Origin of the sequence: Paracoccus sp. (in: a-proteobacteria) (assembly GCF_046462195.1) — a bacterium.
In the GTDB taxonomy this organism is placed as follows: Bacteria; Pseudomonadota; Alphaproteobacteria; order Rhodobacterales; family Rhodobacteraceae; genus Paracoccus.
This window is the reverse complement of the sequence record NZ_JBKGUN010000290.1, coordinates 1-20,978: the sequence shown is the minus strand read 5'-3', so window position 1 is coordinate 20,978 and position 20,978 is coordinate 1. Positions and strand designations below refer to the sequence as shown.

The 20,978-nt window shown below is 63.6% G+C and carries 16 protein-coding genes and 1 pseudogene; 5 read left to right on the top strand and 12 right to left on the bottom strand.

What is annotated here, in order from left to right; translation table 11 throughout:
* The 4 genes and pseudogenes from ACLHHB_RS17405 to putA all read right to left on the bottom strand — a co-directional run.
* Positions 1-406: metallophosphoesterase family protein (locus tag ACLHHB_RS17405; protein WP_410219546.1), on the bottom strand; the 406-nt coding region annotated here is incomplete at its 3' end.
* A gap of 505 nt (positions 407-911) precedes the next feature.
* Positions 912-1,252, bottom strand: a pseudogene (locus ACLHHB_RS17400) (hypothetical protein); the annotation flags it as partial.
* Between the two features lie 627 nt (positions 1,253-1,879).
* Complete coding sequence (locus ACLHHB_RS17395) at positions 1,880-2,110, bottom strand: hypothetical protein (RefSeq protein WP_410219545.1); 231 nt, start codon at positions 2,108-2,110, stop codon at positions 1,880-1,882.
* 841 nt (positions 2,111-2,951) lie between these two features.
* The gene (putA, locus tag ACLHHB_RS17390; protein ID WP_410219544.1) at positions 2,952-6,380 is read right to left on the bottom strand and encodes a bifunctional proline dehydrogenase/L-glutamate gamma-semialdehyde dehydrogenase PutA; all 3,429 of its coding nucleotides are present in this window, start codon (positions 6,378-6,380) and stop codon (positions 2,952-2,954) included.
* Between the two features lie 112 nt (positions 6,381-6,492).
* Between putA and ACLHHB_RS17385 the strand changes: the two genes are divergently transcribed.
* On the top strand, positions 6,493-6,957 hold the full coding sequence (locus ACLHHB_RS17385; RefSeq protein ID WP_410219543.1) for an Lrp/AsnC family transcriptional regulator: 465 nt from the start codon (positions 6,493-6,495) through the stop codon (positions 6,955-6,957).
* On the opposite strand, the gene selB is transcribed toward ACLHHB_RS17385, so the two are convergent.
* The 6 genes from selB to fdnG are packed head-to-tail and all read right to left on the bottom strand — an operon-like array spanning position 6,954 to position 15,940.
* Positions 6,954-8,855 carry a selenocysteine-specific translation elongation factor gene (gene selB, locus ACLHHB_RS17380; protein WP_410219542.1) on the bottom strand — a complete coding sequence of 634 codons (1,902 nt, stop codon included), beginning with the start codon at positions 8,853-8,855 and terminating at the stop codon, positions 6,954-6,956. The genes ACLHHB_RS17385 and selB overlap by 4 nt on opposite strands.
* Positions 8,852-10,222, bottom strand: coding sequence for an L-seryl-tRNA(Sec) selenium transferase (gene selA, locus ACLHHB_RS17375; protein ID WP_410219541.1), 1,371 nt, complete (start codon positions 10,220-10,222; stop codon positions 8,852-8,854). The genes selB and selA overlap by 4 nt, the downstream gene beginning before the upstream one ends.
* Positions 10,222-11,136, bottom strand: a complete 915-nt coding sequence (fdhE, locus tag ACLHHB_RS17370) for a formate dehydrogenase accessory protein FdhE (protein ID WP_410219540.1) — start codon at positions 11,134-11,136, stop codon at positions 10,222-10,224. Before fdhE ends, selA begins: the two co-directional genes overlap by 1 nt.
* A 42-nt stretch (positions 11,137-11,178) precedes the next feature.
* The gene (locus tag ACLHHB_RS17365; RefSeq protein WP_410219539.1) at positions 11,179-11,868 is read right to left on the bottom strand and encodes a formate dehydrogenase subunit gamma; all 690 of its coding nucleotides are present in this window, start codon (positions 11,866-11,868) and stop codon (positions 11,179-11,181) included.
* Entirely contained in the window at positions 11,868-12,863 is a 996-nt protein-coding gene (gene fdxH, locus ACLHHB_RS17360) for a formate dehydrogenase subunit beta (protein ID WP_410219538.1), read from the bottom strand. The genes ACLHHB_RS17365 and fdxH overlap by 1 nt, the downstream gene beginning before the upstream one ends.
* Positions 12,860-15,940 (bottom strand): formate dehydrogenase-N subunit alpha, encoded by a 3,081-nt coding sequence (gene fdnG / locus ACLHHB_RS17355; RefSeq protein ID WP_410219537.1) that lies wholly within the window; start codon positions 15,938-15,940, stop codon positions 12,860-12,862. Before fdnG ends, fdxH begins: the two co-directional genes overlap by 4 nt.
* Positions 15,941-16,189: 249 nt before the next feature.
* Here fdnG and ACLHHB_RS17350 point away from each other — a divergent pair, with 249 nt between their 5' ends.
* The 3 genes from ACLHHB_RS17350 to ACLHHB_RS17340 are packed head-to-tail and all read left to right on the top strand — an operon-like array spanning position 16,190 to position 19,219.
* On the top strand, positions 16,190-17,053 hold the full coding sequence (locus ACLHHB_RS17350; protein ID WP_410219536.1) for a putative selenate ABC transporter substrate-binding protein: 864 nt from the start codon (positions 16,190-16,192) through the stop codon (positions 17,051-17,053).
* An 8-nt stretch (positions 17,054-17,061) separates the two neighbouring features.
* Positions 17,062-17,721 (top strand): ATP-binding cassette domain-containing protein, encoded by a 660-nt coding sequence (locus tag ACLHHB_RS17345; protein WP_410219535.1) that lies wholly within the window; start codon positions 17,062-17,064, stop codon positions 17,719-17,721.
* Positions 17,711-19,219 (top strand): PhnE/PtxC family ABC transporter permease, encoded by a 1,509-nt coding sequence (locus ACLHHB_RS17340; RefSeq protein WP_410219534.1) that lies wholly within the window; start codon positions 17,711-17,713, stop codon positions 19,217-19,219. Before ACLHHB_RS17345 ends, ACLHHB_RS17340 begins: the two co-directional genes overlap by 11 nt.
* Here the strand turns inward: ACLHHB_RS17340 and ACLHHB_RS17335 are convergent.
* Both ACLHHB_RS17335 and ACLHHB_RS17330 read right to left on the bottom strand, forming a co-directional pair.
* On the bottom strand, positions 19,216-19,830 hold the full coding sequence (locus ACLHHB_RS17335) for an acyl-homoserine-lactone synthase (RefSeq protein ID WP_410219533.1): 615 nt from the start codon (positions 19,828-19,830) through the stop codon (positions 19,216-19,218). The genes ACLHHB_RS17340 and ACLHHB_RS17335 overlap by 4 nt on opposite strands.
* An 11-nt stretch (positions 19,831-19,841) precedes the next feature.
* Positions 19,842-20,051 (bottom strand): hypothetical protein, encoded by a 210-nt coding sequence (locus ACLHHB_RS17330; RefSeq protein WP_410219532.1) that lies wholly within the window; start codon positions 20,049-20,051, stop codon positions 19,842-19,844.
* A 149-nt stretch (positions 20,052-20,200) separates the two neighbouring features.
* Here ACLHHB_RS17330 and ACLHHB_RS17325 point away from each other — a divergent pair, with 149 nt between their 5' ends.
* On the top strand, positions 20,201-20,818 hold the full coding sequence (locus ACLHHB_RS17325; protein ID WP_410219531.1) for an autoinducer binding domain-containing protein: 618 nt from the start codon (positions 20,201-20,203) through the stop codon (positions 20,816-20,818).
* The last annotated feature ends 160 nt before the right edge of the window (positions 20,819-20,978 follow it).

Here is a 20,978-nt window from a genome sequence, read left to right as displayed (position 1 = left end):
GGCGAGGGCCGGCGGCGCCGGGGTTCAGCCAGAGGGTGCTGCCGGTTTCCTCGATGCCGGGCTTGTGGGAGTGGCCCGAGATCACGACGTTCCACCCCTCCGCTCCCGGATCAGCCTGCAAAGCCTTTCGGTCATGGATCATGTGGATCCGCAAGCCTCCGATCGTGAGGCTCATCGTTTCGGGAAGGGCTCTGGCCCAGTGGCCGCGGTCGATGTTGCCGCGGATTGCCGTCACCGGGGCAATCCGCGCCAGCGCGTCAAGATGGGTGGGATCTCCGATATCGCCCACGTGCAGGATACGGTCGACACCTTCGAGAGCCTCCAGCGCCTCGGGGCGGAGCAGACCGTGGGTATCGGAAATGACGCCGATGCGCTCCTTGGGAGATGGATGGCAGCGTGGTGGCATGGGGCACAGCTCCTGTTCCGCAAGGGAATGGGTGGTGCCGGAGGACCCGAGACCAAGCGCCAACGGACCGACCTCGGTCTGCCATCGCCAATAAACTGTGGACTTCCAAGAAACACGCTCAAGAAGGCGATGTTCCCGGGAACCGCCGTACTGAGAATAGGACGAGCGTTCCTTGATCTTGCATGTCTTTTGTCAAGGTCTCCATAGTCTTGGCGGCAAGCGGCAGATTTGTCCGCATAGCAGACCAATTTTCACCATGGGCGGCTTGGCTTTTGGTCTTGTGGTCATCTGAGGGCGCAGTAGCGCCGTTCTGCTCCGGTAACCTTGGCGAACGTGTTGCGCGGCGAGCGCGTAGTACCCGCAGTCAGTGCATCCTCGTCGACTCGCCTGTGCAGTGCGTTTCTTTGCATCGAGCGTTCGACATATACGTCGACAGCCGAGTACGCGACAGGCTAGAGGGCTTCAAGATTAGCAACTTCTGCCTGACAAGGTCGACCCGGCGAGGGCGGCGGGCGGGGGTCAACAGTTTTCCGAGGCAGCCTCACGCAAAATGAGCTTCTGGAGTGTCAGATCCGACATGGCCTTCCGCAGCTGTTCTCTCCCCTTTTGATCTGTACCAATGGCGCCTTGATGGCTCGATCCTTCTCGAGCTCTTTCAGCCACTTCACCCAGTCCATATTTTTAGCTGTCAGCCTCCTCACGGCAGCGGCACTAGGTGAACTGGGTCCCGCCAATCAACCGCACCGCCTCAGCCACCGACTGCCCTTGCGATACCAGCACGTCGACCTGCCGAAGCTTGGCGATGATCTCTTCCGGCTTGTGTCTCTTCTGAGGCGTTCCCGCAATCTCCAATCGGCTCAAGAACCATACTTCAGGGGAACCACTTTTCAGCGGCAGGCCAACTGGCGTTTTAGGACTTCTCTGCCAATCGCTGGAAGTCCATCCGCGCCTCGAGCCCACTGGACAGCACCCTCGTGGCCGTGCGTCATCGCACTGGCAGGACAAAGGGCAGCCTGAGCTGCAAGTTGGGCCTCGTCAGGGCCCTTGAGCCGATGATGTCTGCACAGGCAAAAATGGCAAAAGCTGCACGGGGCAGACCGCTTGCCGGACATCATCCGTGGGATTGCCTTCAAAAACGGCCTCGAACGGTTCCTAAATCGCCGCCTCATCAAGCCGTCACCAGATTTTTGGCATAACTTGCGACGTCACCGTCCTGAAGTGTCCGACGAAGCTGCCCGTCTTCAGGTGCGGGATAACATGCTCTAGGTCACGCACCTGCTGCGCTGCTCTGATGCTCCACCCATCTTCTCTGCCGAAAGCTAGGGTGAGGCAGGGCCACCTCATCGCAGCAGTCCCACAGGATGCTACTGATATATGCACACTGGTTCTTGAGCCATTCGCCAATCTTGATATGACATTGCATGTTTCTGCCCCTCTTTTCGCGAAGAGTGCTGGCACATGCTTAAGATGCATTTAATCTGAACGAGCATGGTACTCTTCAGCCGCAATGTGACCGTTAGGAGGACAAGCGTTCCGATCGTGGTTCACTTCTTCCTGGGCAGGTGTCATCCGCCTCATCATGTGCATCAAGTCCGCGAAAAGGTGGCGATCGTACGTTGCCCCATCAAACAGCGCACGACGCTCGCGCAAGCGCTCTTTCATCTCGGCAATCTCGAACTGGGTAGGCTGAAGGTGCAGGTTCATCGTGAACCTCCCTTTCTTTCACTGGTTAAAAAGCCACCGTGTCTTGTGACTTGATTCCACTGTGCGCCGCATTTCTAGATTCGTCTGCATGCACAAAAGAACAGTGTGTTGAGGGGGCTCAAGCGGTGCAAGTCAGCATCAGCGCTGAAGGAGGTAAGGAAGAGGAGGGCGGTGATGACAGGCCTAAGTCAGGTCAGACGTTCGTCCCAATGGCATCGTCGTTCTCGATAAGGATGTCAGATCGATTCATCCGTCCGATCGGCCTAGGCAGATCACCACTGCCGTCCTAACCCGCAGTTCCGGCACACTGGCCGTCAAGGCGTCCAGCATATCCACCGACTTTTGCATCATACAGCCGTTTGCGCCGCATGCTACATGTCCCGTTTTGAACCGAACCTCCCGAATCTGCTCGCGCATCTCTGCGGCGATAGGGTCATGCCTGGGCTGCTCCTGCGGGTGACGCCGGTCCAGTGTGCCGTCGCTTCCGCTTTATCTGTATGCCGGCCGACATTCTTGCCAACAACGTTTGTCCCGACATAACTCACCAAAGCATCACAGTCGGCGCAACCATCTTATAGCCCTCAGTCGGTTCGCCAGCCACTGATCAGGGGCTGCCACAACACGGGCACGTCTTCATGGGGTGGCCCATCATCTTTCTCTGCTCTGGGAGGGCGAAGGCGCGGAGTGTTTGCAATACTCTCGATATGTTCGGGCTTTTCAGCAGGTACTTGCAACAAAGGGAAACTGATTTCGCTGCATGAAATTCCGAAATCGAAATCCGGCCGCCCCACCGGGAACGAACCCCTCCCACGGCGAGGCGGCATTGGCAGGGGACAGAACTTCAGCCGGCCAGCAGCGCGGCATTGCCGCCAGCGGCGGTCGTGTCCACGCACAGGTGCCTTTCGTGGCACAGATGGGCGCGATCCGGACGGGCCGTGATCAGCGGCACCAGAGGACCCGAACGTTCGGCCAAAGCCATTGCCATGGCGCGGCCGGTCTCCGCATCACCCCACCACAGCACGCCGTTGATCCCGGGCAGGATGATAAGGGCATCCGGATCCAGCGCACCTTGCACCGCAACCGGCTGGCCTCCTCCGACAATGACGGCTGCCTCCTGCGCGGCCACCGCATCTGGGCCAGGACCGAGGCAGAGGACCGGCCCGCGCGCCAGCATCTGCAGGCGGTTCAGTTCGCCGGTCGGGCCGGGCATCAGCTGTTCCTCCGGTGCAGGGGCAGGCGGGGGAGAAAGCAAAGCCTGCATCAGACGGTCGATGCTGTCGTCCTTGTCCCAAGGTCGCACGATGGCATCCGGAGCGGCTGGCGCGAAAAAGCGTGGCAGGTACAACGGGCCACCGGCCTTGGGTCCGGTGCCTGACAGTCCTTCGCCGCCGAAGGGCTGGCTGCCGACGGTGGCACCGACCTGGTTGCGGTTGACATAGATGTTGCCGGCATGGATCGCCTGCGTCACCTCCTGCACACGGCTGTCGATGCGGGTGTGTAACCCGAAGGTCAGGCCATAGCCGCGTCGGTTGATCGCCTCGACCACAGCGTCAAGATCGCGCGCCTTGTAAGTGGCGACATGCAGAACCGGGCCGAAAACCTCGCGCTCCAGATCCTCGATGCCGGTCACGCGCATCAGGGTGGGGGGCACGAAGTGGCCCGTGGCGGGCACCGGGAGCTGGTGCAGGATGCGGTCCTTATGCTGCGCCAGATAATCCTTGATGCCCTGCTGGGCCTCGGCGTCGATGACGGGCCCCACATCGGTCGACAGATCCCACGGATCGCCCACGCGCAACTCGTCCATCGCGCCCTGGATCATGCGGATCACATGGGGGGCCACGTCCTCCTGCACGTAAAGGCAGCGCAGGGCCGAACAGCGCTGCCCCGCCGAGCGGAAGGAAGAGGCCATGATGTCGCGCACCGCCTGTTCGGGCAGCGCAGTGCTGTCCACGATCATCGCATTCAGCCCGCCGGTTTCCGCGATCAGCGGCGTGCCCGGCGCCATGTGCCGGGCCATGCTGCCGGCAATCAGTCGCGCCGTCTCCGTGCCGCCGGTAAAGACGACGCCATTGATGCGGCTGTCACGTGTCAGGGCTGCGCCGACAATGCCACCGTCGCCCGGCAGCAGTTGCAAGGCGCTGGCAGGAACGCCCGCCTGGTGCAGCAGGCGCACAGCGTGGGCGGCGATCAGCGGCGTCTGCTCGGCCGGCTTGGCCAGAACGGCATTTCCCGCCATCAGGGCCGCCGCGATCTGGCCCGTGAAAATCGCCAGAGGAAAGTTCCACGGGCTGATGGCCGCGATGATGCCGCGGGCGGCGTCACAGCCAGTTTCGCCCTGCTGGGCATAGTAGCGCAGGAAATCCACAGCTTCACGCAGTTCGGCAACCGCGTCGTTCAGCGTCTTGCCAGCCTCCCGCGCTAGGACCCCGAAGATCGGGCCGAAGTCGGCCTCGTACAAATCGGCGGCGCGGCGCAGAACGGCGGCGCGCTCGGCGGCGGCGACGTTCCATGGGCGGGCATCCTCGATGGCGCGGGAGACAACGGCCTCATCGGCTTCGGTGACATGGGCGACAGTCTGGCCAGTGGCGGGGTTGGTGATGGCGAACGGGGCGCAATACGATGCCGAGTCCCCTGCCAAAATCGGAGCCGCGTCCGGTGCGGACACATCGCGGACCGCAAAGATTCGGTCCAGGCTGTCCTTGGCCGTCAGATCGAAGCCTTGGGCGTTCACCCGGCCCTCGCCATAAAGCGCGGCCGGTGCCAGCAGCGCCGACGGCGCACGGGCCTCGGACAAGGCATCAAAAGGATCTCGTGCAATTTCCTCGGGGGTGACTGCCTCGTCCACGATCTGATTCACAAAGCTTGAATTGGCGCCGTTTTCCAGCAGGCGGCGGACCAGATAAGCCAGAAGGTCCTGATGCGCGCCGACAGGCGCATAGATGCGGCAGGCAGTGCCGTGATCGCGCAGCACGATGTCGTGCAGGCGTTCGCCCATGCCGTGCAGGCGCTGGAACTCGAACCCGCCGCAGGACATGTCGTTGCCGGCCAGCTCCAGCACGGCAGCGACGGAATGGGCATTGTGCGTCGCGAACTGGGGATAGATGCGATCGGACATGGACAACAGCTTGCGGGCCAGCGCGACATAGCTGACATCGGTCGCGGTTTTGGAGGTGAAGAGCGGGAAGTCGGGCAGTCCCTCGACTTGGGCGCGCTTCATCTCGGTGTCCCAATAGGCGCCCTTGACCAGGCGCAGCATGATGCGGCGGTCCAGCCGGGAGGCCAGTGCATAAAGGCTGTCGATCATCGCGCTCGCGCGCTTGCCATAGGCCTGTACGACAATGCCGAAGCCGTCCCAGCCTGCCAGCGACGGATCCGACAGCACCGCATCGATCACCTTCAGCGAGAGGGCCAGCCGGTCCTGTTCCTCGGCGTCGATGTTCAGACCCATGTTGGCGGCCTTGGCCTGCTGCGCCAGCTCCAGCACGACGGGCACCAGCTCGGCCATGACACGCGCCTCGTGCGCCACCTCGTAGCGGGCGTGCAGTGCGGACAGCTTGATGGAGATGCCGGGGTTCCGGCGGACCGAGCCTTTTGTGCAGGATCCGGCGATGGCCGCGATGGCCCTGCGGTATTCCTGGGCATAGCGGTCGGCGTCATGGGCCGTCATCGCGGCTTCGCCCAGCATGTCATAGCTGTAGGTATAGCCTTTCGCCTCCTGACCCTTGGCGCGGTCCAGCGCGGCCTCGATCGTCTGGCCCAGCACGAACTGACGGCCCATCTCGCGCATGGCGCGGGTGACGGCGGTGCGGATCACGGGCTCTCCGAGCCGGCGGATTGCACCGCGCAACGTGCCGGCCAGACCCGGCTGCGGGTCGTCCAGAACGCGGCCAGTCAGCATCAGGGCCCAAGTCGACGCATTCACCAGGCTGGAGGCGCTTTCGCCCAAGTGGCGTCCCCAGTCAGACGGCCCGATCTTGTCCTCGATCAGCGCATCGATGGTGGCGCGGTCGGGGACTCGCAGCATCGCTTCGGCCAGGCACATGAGGGCGACGCCTTCCCGCGTGGACAGACCGTATTCGGCCAGCATCAGTTCCATCATCGTCGGCTTGGATTCGGCGCGGATGCGGCGGATCAGGCCGGCGGCGCGGGCGCTGATGCGGGCGCGGGTCTGGTCGCTGATCGCGGCCTCGCGAATGAGGCGTTCAAGGAGGGGGCCTTCCGGCTGGAACTTGGCGGCGGCCCCAAGGTCGTTGGAATCGTGATCGTACATGGCGGTCCCCTTCGGATATTTCTTATAGAATACACCTGCATCGGTGGACGATGTGCCCAAAGAAAGGCAGAACCATGGTCAAGATCACCAGAATGAAAGGCAGATCTGGATCATGAGCGACCTTCTGGACCCAACCAACCGTCGCATCCTGACGGAACTGACGGCCAATGCCCGCATCCCCATTACGGAATTGGCCCGCAAGGTGGGGCTGTCAAAGACTCCCGTGGCCCTGCGCATCCGCCAGCTTGAGGAGGCAGGTCTGATCACCGGTTACCGCGCCATCCTGTCGCCGGTGCGCCTTGGCCTGACCCATGTCACCTATGTCGAGGTCCGCATGACCGACACACGGCAGAAGGCGCTGGAGGCGTTCAACGCCGCCGTTCGGGCCATCCCCGAGGTCGAGGAATGTTACATGATCGCAGGCGGGTTCGATTACCTGCTGAAGGTGCGTTCGCGCGACATGACCCATTACCGACGCATCATGGCCGAGAAGATCTCGTCCCTGCCGCATGTGCATGCGACCTCCAGCCATGTGGCGATGGAGGCGGTGGTCGAGCAGGGCGGCGCCAGCCTTTAACCGAACAGGTCGATCCGGTGCGGGTTCAGGCGGCGCATGTCGCCCCTGCGCAGGGTCAGCCCGTGCCGGTCGAAGAAGTCCAGGATCTCGATGGCAACCTTGCGCCCGTTCTGGACGCGGTCGCGAAAGGCGGGCGCCGTGAACCAGCCGTCCTCGGATCGTGCGGCCACATCGCGCAGGATTGCGACCATTTCGGTCGTCACGGGCCGGGCAAAAAAGTGGTCATGGGCGATCTGGTCAGTCCGGCCCAGCTTTTGCGTCAGCTTGAGGACGCGGCGCACCTCACGTTCGTCCATGCCGAATTCGGTGGCAAAGTCGCGTACCCGGGGCGGACGAAACCGCAGATCGCCCATGAGGGCGGGCTGGATGCGCGCCCAGAGCGCCTCGTCCACCTCGGTCAGACGGACCTCATGGCCGGGCAGACGGAGGAAGGCACCGTCCATGACTAGCCGCTCTGCATCCGCTTCCCGCCGCAGCAGGGCCAGCCACGGTTCCTTGGGAAGGCGCGGGGTCAGCGACAGGCGCAAGCGTTCGCGGCCCATGCCGGGCAGGTCCGGATTGGCCTCGTGAAAGCCGGTCAGTTCAGCGCTTATACCGTGTTGCAGAGCGTCAAGATGCGCAGCAGACAAGGCGAGGCTGCCAACGATCGTGCCGCCGGCCTGATCCAGTACCAGCCTTGCGCTGTCGGGGGCAAGGCTGCGGTCACGGGTAAAGGTGGGCAGGTCCTGTGGCGCGACCTCCAGCATGGCGGCCAGTGCACGGCCCGGGTCCGCAGGGCGCGCGGCGTCGATCAGGGCAAGGCGTTCGGGCGTGCGACGCTTGCGGGCAGGGGGGCGCAAGTCCAGAAACCGGCCACCGCCGATGGTGCGGCTGGCCGATACATCGCGGAGGATGAAACGGTCACCGATCGCTGCGGCGATGGGCCTGTCCAGCACGATCTGCACCGGGCCCGCCTGTCCGGGCGCGATGGGTTCACCCAAGGGAACGATGCGGGCACCGACCTCGATCGCGTGGCTGTGCAGGCGGGCCGGAAACCAGGTGCCGACCGGCTTCGGTTCTGTGGGCAGCACGGTCAGACGCGCGTCGATACGGTCGGTGGGCGCATGAAGCGCCGGCGACAGGACGATGTCGCCGCGGTGGATGGCCTGTTTGGCGACGGCCTCGCCCGCGAGGTTCAGCGCGCATCGTTGGCCTGCCAAGCCTTCGGCAGCCGGACGGTTCTGGGCATGAATGCCCCGAACCCGCGCCGCAAGACCCGAAGGACTGATCGTCACCAGGTCGCCCAAGGCCACGCGCCCTGTCAGCACCGTACCCGTCACCACCGTTCCCGCCCCCTGCAGCGTAAAGCTGCGGTCGACCGCCAGCCGGAAAGGTCCTGCCGCGCCACGCTGGCTTGTCCGGATTTCGGCCTCGACCAAGGCGGCGCGCAGATCGTCCAGCCCTTCTCCCGTCAGGGTCGATACCGGAATGATGGGCGCGTCGGCCAGCTGACTGCCGGCCAGTGTTTCGCGGATCTGGGCTGTCACCTCGGCTCGCCGTTCATCCGTGGCCAGATCAGCCTTGGTCAACGCGACCAGCCCACGGTTCAGGCCCAGAAGGTTCAGGATCGCCAGATGTTCGCGCGTTTGCGGCATCACGCCATCGTCCGCAGCCACGACCAGCAGCGCCAGGTCGATGCCGCCCGCCCCTGCCAGCATCGTGTGGATCAGCCTTTCGTGGCCTGGCACGTCGACAAAGCCCGTGACCAGGCCGGTGCCAAGGTCAGCATAGGCAAAACCGAGGTCGATGGTGATGCCACGAGCCTTTTCTTCGGCCAGACGATCGGCGTCGGTTCCGGTCAGCGCCTTGACCAGCGCCGTCTTGCCGTGGTCGATATGCCCTGCCGTCCCGACAATCATGGGTCTGCCAGCGCTTCCAGCAGGTCGGCATCCGCTCCAAGGCAGCGCAGATCCAGAATCAGCGCGCCGTCCCGGATGTGACCGATGACGGGTCGGCGCAGGCTGCGCAGTCGGGCAGCCAGACGATCAGGCGCGTCGCCGCCTTGTCCCGTCAGTCTGAGCCCTGCCGAGGGAATCCTGTCCGTGGGCAGGGCGCCGGAACCGATTTGGCTGGCGCAATCGACAGGGCTGGCATCATAGCCATGGGGTGCCAGAAGCGCCGACACTTGCGGCGCCAGCCGCGCCGCCTGTGCGGCAATGTCGTTATGGGGGCGCGACAGCATCCTCAGGACCGGCAGGCGCTCGGCCAACCGATCCGGGTCGCGGTAAAGGCGCAGGGTCGCCTCGAGCGCGGCGACACGAATCTTGTCCAGACGCATGGCGCGCTTCATGGGGTTCGCGTTGATCCGGGCAATCAGGTCGCGCCGGCCCAGGATGAAGCCTGCTTGCGGTCCGCCCAGCAGTTTGTCGCCCGAAAAGGTGACCAGATCCGCACCCTCGGCCACGGCCTCGGCCACCGTCGGTTCCCGGCGCAGGCCCCAGCGGGACAGATCGACCAAGGAGCCCGCACCCAGATCGTTCAGCAGGATGACTCCGGCATCGGTGGCGATCTGCGCCAGCTGCGGGGCAGGAACCTCTGCCGTGAATCCTTCGATCCGATAGTTCGAGGTATGGACCTTGAGGATCAGGCCCGTGTCGGACGTGATCGCGTCGCGGTAGTCAGGGGGATGGGTGCGGTTGGTGGTGCCCACCTCGATCAGCCGGGTACCGGCGCGGGCCATGATGTCGGGCAAACGGAAGGCGCCGCCGATCTCGATCAGTTCTCCGCGCGAAACAATGGCCTGACGGCCCTGCCCAAAGGTATTCAGCGCGATCAGCACGGCGGCAGCGTTGTTGTTGAGGATGGTGGCGTCCTCGGCCCCTGTCAGTTCGCACAACAGGCCGCGCAGATGGTCATCGCGCTGACCGCGCCCGCCGGTTTGGAGGTCGTATTCAAGCGCAACGGGAGCCGCCATGGCCGCGCAGGCGGCCTGGATGGCCGGTTCGGCCAGAATCGCGCGACCCAGATTGGTGTGCAGCACGGTGCCCGTCAGATTCAAGATCGGACGCAACTGCGTGGCTGCGGCGGCGGCCAGATCGGCCGCAAGCAGATGGGGCAGGCGTGCGGCCTCGATCTCGGCGGCGGCACCGTGATGTATGGCGGCGCGCGCGGCGTCCAGACGGGCGCGGGCGGCCGCGGTCACGGCCTGGCGGCCATGCGTGTCGATCAGCGAGGGCAGCCCCTTCAGCAACTGATCGACAGAGGGCAGGGCCCTGAACGCCGACATCAGTAACCGGTCAGGAACGGGTCGAAGCCGCCTCGGCGCAGGCCCGTTTCCTTCATCATCATGTCCAGGCCCAGGCTGGCCACGTCATCGGCAACAGGTTCGAGACTCTGGTTGCGGTTCTGATAGAGGATCTTGACCCAGCTGTCGCATTCGGCACAGACCTCGGCTCGGACCGTCGCCTCGATCGTCTCGACGCTGCGATAGCTGATGCCCTTGGTGGAGCCGCAGCAAAGGCAGGTCAGACGCACCTCGTTCCATTGCGTCTGGCAGCAGGCGCAGGCGGCATAGCGCGCGCCATCCAATCCGCCGACGCCGATGACGCTGGAGGTGGCCGGGCGTCCGCCGCAGGACGGGCAGACGCCGGTGCGGATCGGCACCAGCTGTGTGGCGTCCAGTGTCGCGGCCAGCCGCGCCAGGTGCAGCTGCACGGCAACGGCCGCGAACAGGTGTGGTGCGACGCTGTCTTGGGGGATCTGGTCCGACAGGACGTTTTCGAGCAACCAGTGACGGTCGGCCAAGGGGGCAGCCGTCACCGCCGACAGTGCCAGCCGCGCCTGCTCGGGCATGTCGAGAAGGGCAGCACCGGTCAGGACCTGATCCAGAATGTCGTAAAGCTCTGCGTCGGTCGCCAGGGCCGCGCGGTCAATGGGCGGCATGCGGCTTTCGCGCGCGATGCGGATGCGGTCAGGGGCCAAGGGCGCCGGAGTGGATAGTTGAGCCGCCAGCCGTGCCTGAAGGTCCACCAGATCGGCCAGAAACTGCAAATAGGCAGCCAGGTTGCTTCCGCTGTCTGCCAGGAATGACAGGCGTTTGGACCGCGTGGCGAACAGGCGTGCAGGGTCTGGCAAAAAGACGAGCGGCGCCTTGGGGACGCCGCCGATGGCCGAAGGATCAGGATGGATGGTTGTCGTCATGTGCTTCTCCGAACCGACCGGCCAAAGGCGCAGGCTGGCGGTTTATTCCGCCGGGCCCTTGTTGTCACGGCTGGCGATCTCGCGCAGCCACTTGCGGTGGTGCCGCCAGGCCCAGCCACCCGTCACCGTTCCCCGTGTCATGGCGCGCAATGTGCCGCGTGTCCAGATCGCTGCATAAACATGCAGGATGAAGACCAGCAGGATCAGCACCGCCGAGATGGCATGGACCAGCACCGCCACGCGGCGTACCGGCACGCTGACCATATGACCAACGACCTGCTGCCAGATCAGGACCCCGGTGACGATGAGCACCAGGATCAGGCCCGACATGGCCCAGAAGATGAACTTCTGCCCGGGATTGTATTTCCCCAGCTCAGGCAGCGCATCTTCGTTGCCCTTGACGACATCGCCGAACTTGGTGACCCAGGTCGTGTCTTCCGGACGTGGCATGTTCAGGCGCCACAGCTGGATGAACATCAGCGCGAAACTGAAGAACAGCACGACGCCCACGATCGGGTGCAGCCAGCGCGTGGTCTGCCCCCCGCCAAAAAGTCCCGTGAGGAAATAGAGCGACGGGTCGAACAGGGCCAGCCCCGACAAGGCAAGGACGATCAGCGCGACTGCGGTCAGCCAGTGGTTGCCCCGGATGAAGCCGCGATACCGGCTGACCGTGACAGGTGCCGTGCTGTCGATCCGGTCGCCCGGTTCGGAATAGAAGGGACGGCGCGACATCAGACGTGCCCTCCCTTATCATGATCGTGATCAGGGTCGCCGCCCTTCACCAGCGTGTCGGCGGCCTGGTCATCATGCTCTTCGACCTCGTTGCCCCGGGCAAAGAGGCCGTGCAGTGTGGCACCCACGGCTGCAAGACCGATGGCGGCAAGGCCCGCGGTCTTGGTCACGCCTTTCCAACCCTCGACAATCGGCGAGATGCGGGGGTTCTCCTCGAGGTCAGCATAGATCGCGGGTTTGTCCGCATGATGCAGCACATACATCACATGGGTCCCCCCCACGCCTGCCGGGTCGTAGAGTCCCGCGTTCTCGTAGCCGCGCGATTTCAGATCATCGATCCGCTCGGCCGCATGGGCCTTCATGTCGTCCTTGGTGCCAAAGACGATGGCTTGGGTGGGACAGGCCTTGGCACAGGCCGGACCCTGACCCACCGCGACACGGTCGGAACACAAGGTGCACTTGTAGCTCTTGTGGTCCACCTTACTGATGCGTGGGATGTTGAAGGGACAGCCTTGCACGCAATAGCCGCAGCCGATGCAGTTCTCGTGGATGAAATCGACGATGCCGTTCGAATACTGCACGATGGCGCCCGGGGCCGGACAGGCCTTGAGACAGCCGGGATCCTCGCAGTGCATGCAGCCGTCCTTGCGGATCAGCCATTCGAGATCGTCGGTTTCCGGGTTCACCCATTCCGAAAACCGCATCAGGGTGAACATGTTCGGAGTCAGGTCGTGGGGGTTTTCATACACCCCCACGTTTTCCTCGACCGCGGGATGGGTGTCGTTCCATTCGACGCAGGCAGACTGGCAGGCCTTGCAGCCGATGCATTTTGACACATCGATCAGCTTGGCCAGCTTTGTCAGTTCGCGTTCTGGCTGCGGCACGTTGCGGGTGGCCGAGATGCGCACGACGTCGCGCGCGTCGAAATAAGCCTCGGTCGGCTGGACCGGCGGGTTCGAAACCGCGGTGGTCGGGCCAGTGGCGATATCCTTCATGCGACCGGCTCCTCTGCTGCGGGTTCGATATTGACCAGGAACGCCTTGAATTCGGGCGTGTCCACATTGGCGTCACCCACGAAGGGCGTCAGGCTGTTCGGTCCCCACCCTTTCCGGGCGGCCCCCATGAAACCCCAGTGCAGCGGGATGCCCACGACATGGACGGTCTTGCCGTCGCAGGTCATCGGGCGGATACGCTTGGTCACCACGGCCTTGGCCCAGACCTGCCCGCGCTGGCTCCAGACACGGACGCGCCCGCCTTTGGCGACGCCACGCTCGGCTGCCAGTTCCTCGCTGATTTCCACGAAGAACTCGGGCTGCAATGCGGCATTCACCGGGTTGTGCTTGGTCCAGTAGTGGAAATGCTCGGTCAGGCGATAGGAGGTGGCGACGAACGGAAATTCGTCGCTGTTCCCCAGCCGCGCCACGTCGCCTTCGAACATCCTGGCCACCGGGTTGCCGCGCATGCGCGGGTTGAACACGTTGGCCATCGGGCTTTCGAAGGGTTCCATATGCGTCGGGAACGGCCCGTCGCGCATCATGCCCCGGCTGAAGAGGCGCGAAACCCCTTCCTGGTTCATGATGAAGGGACCGACTTCGCCCGGCTTGGCAGTCGGGGCGATGTCAGGGACATCGAGTCCTTCCCACCGTTCGCCGTTCCATTGGACAAGCGGGCGCGAGGGATCCCATGGCTTGCCCTGAAGGTCAGCCGAGGCACGGTTGTACAGCACACGGCGGTTTGCGGGCCAGGCAAAGGTCCAGTTCAGGAACATGCCGGCATCGCCCGGGTCGGAATTGTCCCGACGCGCCATCATGTTGCCGTCCTCGGTCCAGCTGCCGGCATAGATCCAGCAGCCGGCCATGGTCGTCCCGTCGTCGCGGAGTTGACCGAACCCGGACACCTGCTGCCCCGCCTGCAGGACCGGCGCACCCGTTGCCGGATCCGTCAGATCCGCCAGCGCGCGACCGTTCATCTCGCGGGCCAGTTCGTCGGGCATGGGTTCGTTTGCGTCGGCATAATCCCAGGACAGGTTCAGGATCGGGTCGGGGAATGCGCCGCCTTCCTGGCGGTAAAGCTCGCGCACCCGCAGCCAGATCTGCGCCATGATCCAAGTGTCATGCTTGGCCTCGCCCGGAGGGGTTGCCCCCGCCCAGTGCCATTGCAGCCAGCGGCCCGAGTTGACCAACGCGCCTTCGTCCTCGGCAAAGCAGGTCGTGGGCAGTTCGAAGACCTCGGTCTGGATGCTGGCGGTGTCCACGTCGTTGTGCGCGCCGTGGTTCTGCCAGAAATGCGAGGTTTCCGTGGACAGCGGGTCCATGACGACCAGCATCTTCAGCCGTGACAGCCCGCGCGTGACCTTGTCCCTGTTCGGAATGGACAGCAGCGGGTTGAAGCCTTGGCAGAAGTAAAGGTTCACCCTGTCATGGTTCATCAGTTCGAACATGCGCAGGATGTCATAGGCCGGCACGTCCAGCTTGGGCAGATAATGATAAGCCCAGTCATTCTCGGCCGTGGCGGCATCGCCCCACATCGCCTTGAGGAAGCTGACCATGAACTTGGGATAGTTCTGCCAATAGCTGGTCTGGCCCGGCTGCAGCGGCGTGAAAGTGCGGGTGGACAGATAGGTCTGCCAGTCCGTTTCCTTTTCCGTCGGGATGTTCAGATAGCCCGGGATCAGGTTCGACATCAGGCCGATATCGGTCAGACCCTGGATGTTGGAATGACCGCGCAGCGCGTTCATGCCGCCACCGCGGACTCCAATATTGCCCAGAATCAACTGCAGCATCGCCATGCCGCGGATGTTCTGCGCCCCCTTGGAGTGCTGGGTCCAGCCAAGCGCATACATCGAGGTCATGGTCCGGTCGGGCGCGCTGCATTCGCCGATCATCTGGCAGATGGTCAGGAACTTGTCGCGCGGGGTGCCGGTGATGTTTTCCACGAATTCGGGCGTGTAGACGTCGACATGCGCCTTCAGCATGTTCCACACGCAGCGCGGGTTTTGCAGCGTCGGGTCGGTCAGCACGAAGCCATCGTCGCCGATCTGGTAGTCCCAGGTGGACTTGTCGTAGTCGCGCTTTTCCTCGTCATATCCGGTGAAAAGGCCGTCGGACCAGCCGAAGTCCTCACGCACCAGAAAGCTGGCGTTGGTGTAGTTGCGGACATAATCCCACTGCACCTTGTCGTTCTCGATGCACCAGCGGATCGCCCCCATCAGGAAGGCGATATCGCTGCCCGGACGAATGGGCGCATAATAATCCGCCACGGAAGCCGTGCGGGTATAGCGCGGGTCGACCACGATCAGCCGGGCCCCACGATGGGCCTTGGCCTCGGTCACCCACTTGAAGCCGCAGGGATGCGCTTCGGCGGCATTGCCGCCCATCACGATCACCAGGTCGGTGTTCTTGATGTCAGTCCATGGATTGGTCATCGCTCCACGGCCAAATGTCGGGCCCAAACTGGACACCGTAGGGCCGTGTCAGACGCGCGCCTGGTTGTCGAATCCGACGATACCCATGGACCGCACCGTCTTGTAGGTCAGCCATGCGGTTTCATTGGTCGCGGCCGAAGCCGCCAGGAATCCTGCCGTGGTCCAGCGATTGACCGGCGTGCCGACATCGTTGGTGGCAATGAAGTTCGCGTCGCGATCATCCTTGATGGCGCGGGCGATGCTGTTCAGCGCCTCGTCCCAGGAAATCTCCTCGAAGCGGTCCGAACCCGGACGGCGCACGCGCGGATGCGTCAGGCGCGTCGGCGCATGAACGAAATCCTTGAGCGCCGCCCCCTTGGGGCACAACGTTCCACGGTTCGTCGGGTGATCGACATCGCCTTCGATGTGCAGAAGCTCGGCGGTTTCGCCGGTCTTCACGTCGCCCTTGGAGTACATGATGATGCCGCAGGCGACCGAGCAGTAGGGGCAGGTGTTGCGTGTTTCCGTCGTCGTCGCCAGCTTGAAGGGGCGCACATGCGCGGCTTCTGCTGCCTCTGCTGCGCCGAAGCCCATGGCTCCGAGCGACGTTGCCGCAACCCCCGCACCCGCCAGCCTCAAAAAGCCGCGGCGCGAAAGGTCGATATTCATGGGACCTCCCCTTTGCCTGTCCACGATAGATAGGTACACATCTATCGTCGGCCTTTGAACGGTCCAAGTCAAGACGGGACGCCTTGCGTGTCCTCCCCCGGCTTGGTTAAAAAGACGTGACAAGCCGATGCGCCGGGTGCGTTCGGGCCGATCGGTTCCGCCGCGCAGCGGGGGCTTGACGACACGGTGCGAGGCCCGGCGAAACGGTCCCGCCGACCCCGTCCTGTCCCTTCATCAAAGGTTTTGCCCATGCTTCTGCGCCGTTATGCCTCGATCATTGCCGCCTGCCTGACACTGGCAGGAACCGCCTCTGCCCAAGACACGCTGTATTTCTCGGCCATTCCGGACGAGGACGAGACACGTTTGAGCGAACGCTTCAACGCTGTCGCGGACTATTTGTCGCAAGAGCTGGACGTGCCCGTGCAGTTCGTGCCGGTCAAATCCTATCCCGCCGCCGTCACGGCCTTTCGCAACGACCAGGTGCAGTTGGCCTGGTTCGGCGGGCTGTCGGGGGTCCAGGCGCGTCTACTGGTGCCGGGGGCCCGCGCCATTGCGCAAGGCGACGAGGACACCCGGTTCGTCAGCTATTTCATTGCCAACACCGAAACCGGTTTGTCCCCTTCGGAGGATTTTCCCGAAGAAGCGCGCGGAATGTCCTTTACCTTCGGCGCCAAGACTTCGACGTCGGGACGTTTGATGCCGGAACATGCCATCCGGGAAAACACCGGCGAGGCACCGGAGGAGTTTTTTGGCCGCGTCGGCTTTTCCGGCGATCACAGCCAGACGCTGCGACTGGTCGCGTCGGGCGCATGGCAGGTCGGCGCGTTGAACTTTGCCGTCTATGACCAGGCCGTCACCGACGGTGCCCCCGAGATCGAAACCGCCAAGGTCATCTGGCAGACGCCGCCCTATCCGGACTATAACTGGACGATCCGGGGTGACGTGGACCAGCGATGGGGCGAGGGTTTTGCCGACCGTGTCCAAGCAGCCTTGGTGGGGATGGACGATCCCGAGCTGCTGGCAGCCTTTCCGCGCAATTCCTTCATTCCGGCGGCGAACGAGGATTATGCCCCCATCGAAGAGGTCGGCCGACAGCTGGATCTTCTGGAGTAAGCAGAGTCATGCAGCTGCTGCACGGGGCGGACCTCGGCTATGGCGGGACCACGGTCCTGCAAGGGGTACGCCTGTCGGTAGACCCCGGCGAACGCGTGGCGCTGCTGGGGCGAAGCGGATCGGGCAAGTCGACGCTGATTGCGGCATTGCATCAGGCGATGCTGGCACGATCCCTGCGTGTTGCCTTGGTTCCCCAGGATACAGCGCTGGTTCCGCAATTGAGTGCGTTGCGAAATGTGCTGATGGGGCAGCTGGACAACCACGGGCCCTGGCGCAACCTGCGCACCCTGATCCGACCGTCTCGCGCAGACCGCACCGCCGCCTTGGCCGATCTGGCCCGAGTGGGACTTGAGGAAGAGGGCGGCCGGGCAGTCGAGGCATTGTCAGGTGGTCAGAAGCAGCGTGTGGCATTGGCCCGCGCGCTGCACCGAGGAGGTGATGTGATCCTGGGGGACGAGCCGCTGTCCGCTGTCGACCCGCATCACGCCGAGGCCTTGGCCACCGCGATCCGCAAAGCTTTTCCGACCGCCGTTCTGGCGCTGCATGATGTGGCAACTGCCCGCGCATTCGCCACGAGGGTAATCGGCCTGAAAGGCGGCACGTTCCTGTTCGACCTTTCTGCAGAGCGTCTGGAGGCCCGACACATCGAGGCGCTTTATGCCCGCTAGCCTGTCGCGCCTCGGCGTTGTCGCGGCCTTTGTTGCGGTCGCGGCACTATGCCTGCCGGTGGCGGATCTGGCAGTGGCGGGCCATGACCCCTGGGCCGCGCTGGCGCGCATGGGCCGCGGCTTTCTTGCCCCCGATTTTTCCGCCGTCGAACAAATTTTCCGCGCTGTCGCCTTGACCGTGGCCTTCGCTGTTGCAGGTGTCGCACTTGGCGGCGTGGCGGGCCTTTGCATGGCACCCTTCTACCGGCGGCGGTCCGTGCGCGGTTTCGCTATCGCGCTGCGCTCGGTGCACGAACTTTTCTGGGCCCTGATGCTGCTGCAGGTGTTTGGCATCGGCGTCGGGACTGGCATTCTGGCCATCGCGCTGCCTTATGCCGGCATCTTTGCCAAGGTTCTGTCGGAGATGCTGGATGAAGCAGACCCGCGCCCGTCGGCATGGCTGGGCCCCCGCGCCGATGCCCTGACCCGGTTTCTGTGGGCGCGTGCGCCGCTGGCGAAAGCTCAGATGGTGAACTATGCTCTTTACCGCCTGGAATGCGGGCTGAGGTCCTCGGCGGTGCTGGGGTTCGTCGGGCTGCCAACGCTCGGCTTTCAACTGGACAGCTTTTTCCGGCAAGGGGAATACGGTGCGGCGGGGGCCGTCATGGCCATCTATATCGTGCTGATTGCCAGCCTGCGATTGTGGATGCGGCCGCGCCTGGCGGTGCTGTGGCTGGCGGTTGCGGTCGCGATGCTGGCGACGGTCACCACGCCACCGATGGGGCAGGGGGCGTTGTGGCGATTTCTGAGCCGGGACATCATCCCGTCACCCCTGCGGGAGGGGGATCCGGGGCAGTTGCTGCCTTGGCTGTGGGATTTGGCGGGGGGAGCGATCCTGCCCGGACTGGCGGCGACACTGATCGTGGCGCAACTGGCACTGGTGCTGGCCGGTGTGGTGGCCTTTCTGGGCCAAGCGCTGATCGTGCCCCGCGTCACGGGGCGGTTGGGCGCTGCCTTGGGACATCTGGTTCTGGTCGTGCTGCGGTCCTTTCCGGAATACATGCTGGCCTATCTGTTCCTGCAGGTCTGGGGACCGTCGATGCTGCCGGCGGTTCTGGCCTTGGGACTGCACAATGGGGCCATCATCGGCCACCTTTTGGGGCGTCAAGCAGAAGGGTTGACCTTGCGTCCTGATGCACCCACCGGGTTGACCCTGTGGGGTTGGGAAATCGTGCCGCGACTTTTTGGTCCGTTCGTCGCGCTGTGTCTCTACCGGTGGGAAATCATCATCCGAGAGTCCGCGATCATGGGGATCCTGGGGATCGCAACGCTCGGTTTTTTTCTGGACGATGCCATCGGGGAACTGCGGCTGGACCGTGCGGTCATCATCCTGGCCGCAACGGGCCTGGTGACGGCCGGCATCGACGCGCTGTCGCGCGGTATCCGTGGCAGGCTTGGTGCGGGGACCCTGAGGGGGGCGGGGCCGGAACCTGTGCGCGGCCCCGCCTCCGGCTGTTAGGCGGCTGCCAGTTGCGGCTGGCGCACCGCACAGGAAAAGGCCAGGAACTTGCCGTCGTCATTCGACACGAGGTCCCCCATGGGCCGAGGGGTCCAGCCGAGCCGTGTCGCCATCCGCAGGAAGGCCGGCGGTCCCAGGAACAGGCAGTCCGAGGCACCGACCTGATGCAGATAAGTGTTGGAGGCTTCCAGGATCCTCTCGGCCAGGCCGGGCAGGGGCAGGGCGGCAAAGCGCGTCAGTTCCCAAGCCTGGGGATCGACAGGGGGCTCATCATGACACAGGTTCGTGGGCATGCCCGGCAGCAGGCCCAGATGTGCGTCACGGATCATGTAGGAATAAACCACCTTGCCGCCTCCGAACGAGCAGTCGGTCCGCTTCAACCGTGCCCCGCCAACAGCGCGGCCATCCTGATGGGCAATGACATAAACGGTGTCGAATGTATCATACTGTTCGAATTCGATCCCGTCAGCATGGTGCAGCGGCCATGCCATGCGGTCGACGAAGATCTGCTTGCGCAGCTTGAAGAAGCTGGTCACCAGGTTGAACCGCGCCATGTCGCGCGGCAGGGAGATCAATTCGACCTTGATGGAATTGTCTTTTTGAATGGTCATCGGAATTATCCTTATTGCTTGACGTGATCGGGAATCTTGGCGAGGCCCAGGAACTGGCGTCCCCCTGTCACCTTGTTGGGCAGCCACAGGCCCCAGCTGGTCACTTCCACCTGCAGCACCCCGTCGTCCGCGTAGGCGTCGAAATAAGTCAGCATGGTTTCGACCATGTCGCGGCTGAATTCCGCAGTGGCCAGTTTGGGTTCCCTCGGAGAGATCATCATGTTTGGTTCCTTCGTTCACCGCTGTTTACGGGTGTTAACGGAATGCTACTGCGACGAGGTCTTGTCTCGTAAAAAGGTGCACAATTGCCTTTTCAGTATATCCGAAAAGGCATATCCCCGATTTCGACAACCGTCAGAAAGGCGCCAGGATGCTGAACGACCTGATTCCGAACTTCGATGACGAGATTGCCCAGATGCACAGTCTGGCGCCGACGGGCTGGATCATGGGGTTCAACCTGACCTTTCGGGGGCCGGAACACCTGTTCAACGCTTATCCTGACGCGTGGCGCGCCATTTATGAGGAAAGGAACTACTTCTTCGGTGATCCCATTGCGATGTGGACCATGACGCACGACGGCTCAGCCCGCTGGTCCGAAGTGCGTATCCCGGACCTACGTGGGGTCATGTTGGCAGCGCGCCGGTTCAAGCTGAACTATGGAGTTGCCATCTCACGGAAAGTGGCAGGCAAGCGCTCTTTCCTGACCCTGTCCCATCCTGACCGTGAATTCACGGACGAGGAAGTGGCCAGATGCATTGCCCGATTCACCCTATGGACGGACCTGGTTCTCAACCGGGCATCGCTGACTGTGGCAGAACTGGATGTGCTAAGATGTTTCCGCGATGGTTTAGGCCAGTTCGAGACGGCAACGCAGCTGGAAATTGCGGAGTCGACGGTCAAGCAGCGGGCGCTGAAAGCTTGTGCCAAGCTGGGCGCCAAGACCCGCACTCAGGCCGTCGCCATTGCCGTGGCACGCAACTATCTTTGATCCCTGCTGCAGTTCAGGCATGAGTGCTGCTACGGCCGCTGGCGCCTGAGCTTCGGAACGTGGTGCTTCAGCTTTATCGCCAAGCGCCTGAATGTGCTTTGCCCCCCTGAGGACTGAAGCGTTTGAAACTGGAGTTTTCGGCTGCCCTTCCCTGGCTGGG